Below are 5,433 nucleotides of genomic sequence, written 5' to 3'. Positions count from 1 at the left end.
GCTCCTACGGCAACCGGGTATTTAGCTGATATGCTGACTCCATCGACCGCGTTGAATTGCGAGACCATGAAAAAACTGCTGATCGTCGCCCACGCTCCGTCACCGAATACGCAAAAACTCCGCGAGGCCGCCGCCCGTGGCGCCGGGCATGAGGATATCGAAAACGTCTCGGTCACGGTAAAGGCACCGCTGGATGCAGGGCCGGAAGACGTGATGGACTGTGATGCCATTCTGCTCGGCACCACCGAAAACCTGGGCTATATGAGTGGCGCACTGAAAGACTTCTTTGACCGCACTTATTACGCCGTACTGGAAGAGAAGCAGGGCCTGCCCTGCGCCCTGTACATCCGTGCCGGCCATGACGGCACCGGCACCCGCCGGGCAGTGGAAACCATTGTCACCGGCCTGCGCTGGAACTGGGTACAGGACCCACAGGTGTTAAAAGGGGAATGGCAGGACGACTTCGAGGCCGAAGTGGAGGAACTGGGGATGTATCTGGCGGCGGGACTGGATGCGGGAATTCTTTAGCTGCGAGTTACTAGCTTCGAGTCGCGAAAAGCTAAAACCTGTTTCAGACGCTCCTGATTGCAGCTTTTGATCTTCGCGACTCGTCACTCGAAACTCGTTACTGCTTTTAGCCCTTGCTCTTACTCACCATGGCCGCAATCACCGCCTTGGCTTCGTCGCCCTGAAGCATTTCGCCGAACAACGCCAGATCTTCTTTCACTACCTGGTGCAGCGGCTTGTTGATGGACTCACGCATCAGTCGCTTGCTCGCCTGCAAGGCACGAGGCGGCTTCTTCGCCAGCGTCGCCGCCATGTTGCGTGCTGTCGCGTCCAGCTCATCCCCCTTCACCACCTTGGCGACCAGCCCGATTTCCAGCGCTTCTGCGGCCAACATGGGCTCACCGAGCAGCAGCATGCGTGCCGCGCGCTGATAGCCGATCCAGGCCGGCAGCAGCTTGGCGGAACCGGCTTCCGGTACGGCGCCCAGATCCACAAACGGCGTGATCAGCTTGGTATCCTCGGATGCGACCACCAGGTCCATGTGCAACAACATGGTGGTGCCCACGCCAACCGCGTTGCCCTGCACGGCCGCAACGACAACCTTGGGGAAATCGTGGATGGCCTGAATGAAATGGGCAGCCTCCCCCGCTTCACCGGGCTTGGCATTCAGGAAATCCACCAGGTCGTTACCGGCACTGAAGGACTTGCCCTCCCCTCTGAACAGCACCACGTGAATATCATCACTCTGCTCTGCAGTTGCCAGCAGCTTGACCAAATCCCGGTACATGGCGCTGGTCAGCGCATTCAATTTGTCCGGACGGTTCAGGGTAATTTCCATCACTGATTCGGTGTTGTTCACCAGAACCAGATCACTTTCCAGTGTCGGCATCGTCACGACAGCTCTCCCAATCGTATTTATAGTCGGGCAAGGCTAGCGGGCGCACCCCCGCCTGCCAAGGGCGAATAACGACAAAGACGCTTGACCGGCCGGTCAAAGGCGATTAAAAAAGCGAACCTTGATCGGAAACCCTACCGTGAAACTGATTACCTTCGATCCTTTCCGCACCCTCGGCCTCCCCGGTGTGCGTTATATCAAGCCCGAACACATGCACCAGCACCGCGACGAACTCACGGCGGCGGACTGGCTGCTGTTCCCCGGCTACTGGCAGATCAACAGCCTGCACTATGTGCTCAAGCGGCCCATTTTCCCCAGCCTGTGCAGCTACCACCTGGGTCACGACAAGGTAGAAATGACCCGCGCCCTGCAAACCGCCTGCCCGGACCATGTGCCTGACACCCTGATCACCGCCTCGGACAAATACGGTATCGCCCAGATTCTGGACCAATGGCGCTTTCCGTTTGTGGCCAAGTCCGTGCGCTCCAGCCAGGGCATGGGGGTTTACCTGATCGAAAACCGGCAACAGCTGCAGGACTATGCCGCACAGGAATCGGTGCTCTATGTGCAGAAACTGCTGCCCATCGTGCGCGACCTGCGCATCGTGGTGGTAGGCCACAACGTGGTAGCCAGTTACTGGCGGGAAGGCTCCGGCTTTCTTAACAACGTGAGCCAGGGCGGCCGGGTACGCACGGATCTGCCGGTTCCCGACAGCGCGGTGTCACTGGTGGAAGGGTTGGCGCGGTATCTGGATATCAATCACGCCGGGTTTGATGTGGCCATGGTGGATGGCCACCCCTACATTCTGGAATTCAACCGACTGTTCGGGAACACCGGCATTCCCGAACTGAACCGCAATGTGCAACGGGCCATGCACGACTATTTGCTGGGCGCGACCTTGCCCCCGTCATCCGACAGCAAAGTCTCCGCCTGAGTCCGTAGCAACGCCTGGTAGCGATGGGCGAGCTGCTCCACCGGCTGCAAACGCACCCGGTGATCGCCGGCACACACTACCTGCGCCTTCTCCGGTTGATAGAGCGCTTTCACATCCAGTTCGGCCAGGGTCAGCTGGGTATCCGGCACATTGAGTCGACCTGGCACCCCGGCCACACACAGGGCCCAGGCTTCGTCCTGATCCGCGTCCGCGGTGACCAGCGCCTTGAACTCCAGTGAAACCTTACCGGCCTGCTTGCGCTGTGGCGCCAGCAAACGCACCACCCGCAGGAACAGCAGCCCCGCGCACAGGGCGGAGAACGCGGCGCGTGATGCCGGGCCCTGATAGAAATATAGCCCCGCCTGCTCGCCAATCGCCGGCCCCGGGTGACCATCATAAAGGGCCGCCACCTGCTCCAGCAGCTGCTGATACTCTGCCAGCACCTCCTGCAGCGCATCATCCGTATAACGCTGACGAATATGGTCGAAATTGACAATACTGAGACGCAACTGAGCCTGCAGCTGCGCCCCATCCGGCACGGGCGACCGGGCGATGGGAGGAAACGGTGCATCGCTCTGTGGTGGCACCGGCGGCGCCGCAGGTGCAGGTGTATCCTGCTCCTCCAGAACCTGTGGCGGTTGCAGGCGCTGCTGAATCAGCGCCGCTGCCACCCGCAGCAACAACAGGCACAGCACCGCCAGCACAAACCCCGCTTCAATCTGTTTACGTGGCGACAAGGTATTATCGCCCAGCAAAGTCAGGGTACCCGCCAACTCCCCATCCGGCAGTGCCGCTGGCACGGTCACACGCAAGGGCGACGTCTTCTCCCCCGCTGCCCCGACCTGCTCCCCGGCCGTATCGTCGAAGCGAATCCCCACCACCGGTTTCAGCTGCACGGTTTCCCGGCCAATCAGATTGATGCTGATGGAATCCTCGCTGGCCAAGGCTTCCGCCACACGACGAGCCGTCTGCTGCGCCAGCGCCTGTAGCTGCACTTTGCGCTCCTGTTCCAGGCCGGCGGAAAAGTGCTCAAGGAAATAGACACCGACCACCAACATGGCCAGCAGCATGAGTATCAGCTCGCGCAGCAAGCTCCGTTGCTGCCGGATCCATGGCCGCCATTGTTCCCACAGGGACATAACTTTGCTTTCCGTATTCTTGACCATTGAGACTGCGGCGCAGTATACCGTGCCCGGCCGGGCAGAACTTGACCCAATTGGCGTAGTCGCCTGTCGTTGGGGAACCTCGCCAGGCACAAGAACCTGCCTCTCGAGCGGCCATTTCTGCTACTCTTACGCCGTTTCGGGGCAAAGATGGCGCCGACAATCTAACGCTTTTTTACCTTCTGGCACTTTTTATCTTCTGCAACTGGGAGCCCACGCGTGCGCGAGATCATCCTGATCCAGGTATCTGGTAATGACCGGCCCGGCCTGACCGCCGCCTTCACGGGAATTCTTGCCCGTTATCGGCTCAATGTTCTGGATATCGGCCAGGCCGTTATTCACGACACCCTGTCACTGGGCATACTGGTAGAAACGCCGCCGGATGCGGAATCCTCTTCGGTTCTCAAGGATCTGCTGTTCGAGGCCCACAAGCTGAACATCAATGTGCGCTTCCGGCCCATCGATGAAGACCGCTACGAAGAGTGGGTGGCCGGCCAGGGCAAGGACCGCCATATCATCACCCTGCTGGCGCGCAAGATCACCGCCGAACAGTTAGCCGATGTGACCACCACCGTGGCCAACAACGGGCTCAATATCGACAGTATTGCCCGGCTGTCCGGGCGCGTGCACCTGGAAGGCGAAGCGCTCAATCAGGACAGCCGCGCCTGCATCGAGATTTCCGTGCGGGGCGAGCCGGACGATGGCGAGGCCATGCGTGCCGCCTTCCTGAGCATTGCCAACGAACGCAACCTGGACATTGCCTTCCAGCGCGACAGCGCCTACCGCCGCAACCGCCGCCTGGTAGTCTTCGATATGGATTCCACCCTGATCCGCTCTGAAGTCATCGACGAGCTGGCCACGGAAGCCGGTGTCGGCGAACAAGTGGCAGACATTACCGAGCAGGCCATGCGCGGGGAACTGGATTTCAATGAAAGCTTCCGCGCCCGCGTGGCCCTGCTGAAAGGGCTCGATGAAGGCGCACTGGAACGGGTGCGCGAGCGTATCCAGCTCACCGAAGGCGCCGAACGGCTGGTCTCCACCCTGCGTGCCCTGGGCTACCGCACCGCCATTCTTTCCGGGGGCTTCACCTGGTTTGGGCAATGGCTGCAACAGCTATTGGGGATCGATTATGTCCATGCCAACGAGCTGGAAATCGAGAATGGCCAGGTCACCGGCCGGGTTGTCGGCCAGATCGTCAACGGCCAGCGCAAGGCCGACTTGCTGAAAGACATTGCGACCCAGGAAGGCATCAGCCTGGAACAGGTAATCGCCGTAGGAGACGGCGCCAACGACCTGCCCATGCTCGGCGAAGCCGGCCTTGGGATTGCCTTTCGCGCCAAACCACTGGTCAAACAGAACGCCGAACAAGCCATCTCCACTCTGGGGCTGGACGGCATTCTTTATCTCATCGGCGTGCGGGACAAGGATCAGGCGGAGCTTTTGAAGAGCAGTTGATAGTGGACAGCTGCGCGATCAACGCGGCCATAGCCTTAAAACGCAAGAGGCCGGTTCCGGAGCGGCTTATGGTTATTACGCCGATAACCCGGCCTGGCCCGGTGACCGCGACCCCTTGCGGGGTAATCCGGAATTCCCCTATTCGGATCACAAGCGCCAGGTGCAACACTTGCTGGCGGATTACCGGGAAAAGTATCCCGCCCTGAAGCAGCTGGTGCTGCGCCCCGGCACCGTGCTGGGCGCGGACACTCGTAACCTGATTACCCGTCTTTTCGAGGGGGAGCGGTTGCTGGCCGTGGCCGGTTCGCCGTCGCCGTTTGTTTTTATCTGGGATCAGGATGTGGTGGGTATTACCGAGCATGGAGTCAATCACGATCGTAGCGGTTGCTTCAATCTGGCCGGAGATGGCGCCCTGTCCATTGATACGCTGGGCGACTTGTTGGGCAAGCCGGTGATTCATGTGCCGGCCTGGCTGATTC

The 5,433-nt window shown here is 60.3% G+C and carries 6 protein-coding genes; 4 read left to right on the top strand and 2 right to left on the bottom strand.

Annotated elements, in window-relative coordinates; all coding sequences use genetic code 11:
- Positions 1–66 precede the first annotated feature (66 nt).
- The gene (locus ADG881_RS12985) at positions 67–528 is read left to right on the top strand and encodes a flavodoxin family protein (protein ID WP_007150533.1); all 462 of its coding nucleotides are present in this window, start codon (positions 67–69) and stop codon (positions 526–528) included.
- Positions 529–634: 106 nt separating this feature from the next.
- Here the strand turns inward: ADG881_RS12985 and ADG881_RS12980 are convergent, their stop codons facing one another.
- Positions 635–1,396: an enoyl-CoA hydratase gene (locus ADG881_RS12980; protein WP_007150979.1), complete on the bottom strand. Its 762-nt coding sequence runs from the start codon at positions 1,394–1,396 to the stop codon at positions 635–637.
- Positions 1,397–1,541: 145 nt separating this feature from the next.
- On the opposite strand from ADG881_RS12980, the gene ADG881_RS12975 reads away from it, so the two are divergent.
- Positions 1,542–2,336, top strand: coding sequence for a RimK family alpha-L-glutamate ligase (locus ADG881_RS12975; RefSeq protein WP_039926776.1), 795 nt, complete (start codon positions 1,542–1,544; stop codon positions 2,334–2,336).
- On the opposite strand, the gene ADG881_RS12970 is transcribed toward ADG881_RS12975, so the two are convergent.
- Entirely contained in the window at positions 2,282–3,475 is a 1,194-nt protein-coding gene (locus tag ADG881_RS12970) for a hypothetical protein (RefSeq protein ID WP_050760162.1), read from the bottom strand. The two genes, ADG881_RS12975 and ADG881_RS12970, sit on opposite strands and share 55 nt — an antisense overlap.
- Positions 3,476–3,718: 243 nt before the next feature.
- On the opposite strand from ADG881_RS12970, the gene serB reads away from it, so the two are divergent.
- Together serB and ADG881_RS17405 are read left to right on the top strand one after the other, a co-directional pair.
- Positions 3,719–4,954 (top strand): phosphoserine phosphatase SerB, encoded by a 1,236-nt coding sequence (gene serB / locus ADG881_RS12965; RefSeq protein ID WP_007149710.1) that lies wholly within the window; start codon positions 3,719–3,721, stop codon positions 4,952–4,954.
- A 10-nt stretch (positions 4,955–4,964) separates the two neighbouring features.
- The coding region (locus tag ADG881_RS17405) for an NAD-dependent epimerase/dehydratase family protein (protein ID WP_232211769.1) at positions 4,965–5,433 on the top strand (469 nt) is incomplete at its 3' end.

Origin of the sequence: Alcanivorax sp. DG881 (assembly GCF_000155615.1) — a bacterium.
Lineage (GTDB): Bacteria > Pseudomonadota > Gammaproteobacteria > Pseudomonadales > Alcanivoracaceae > Alcanivorax.
This window is presented reverse-complemented; position numbering and strand designations above follow the sequence as displayed.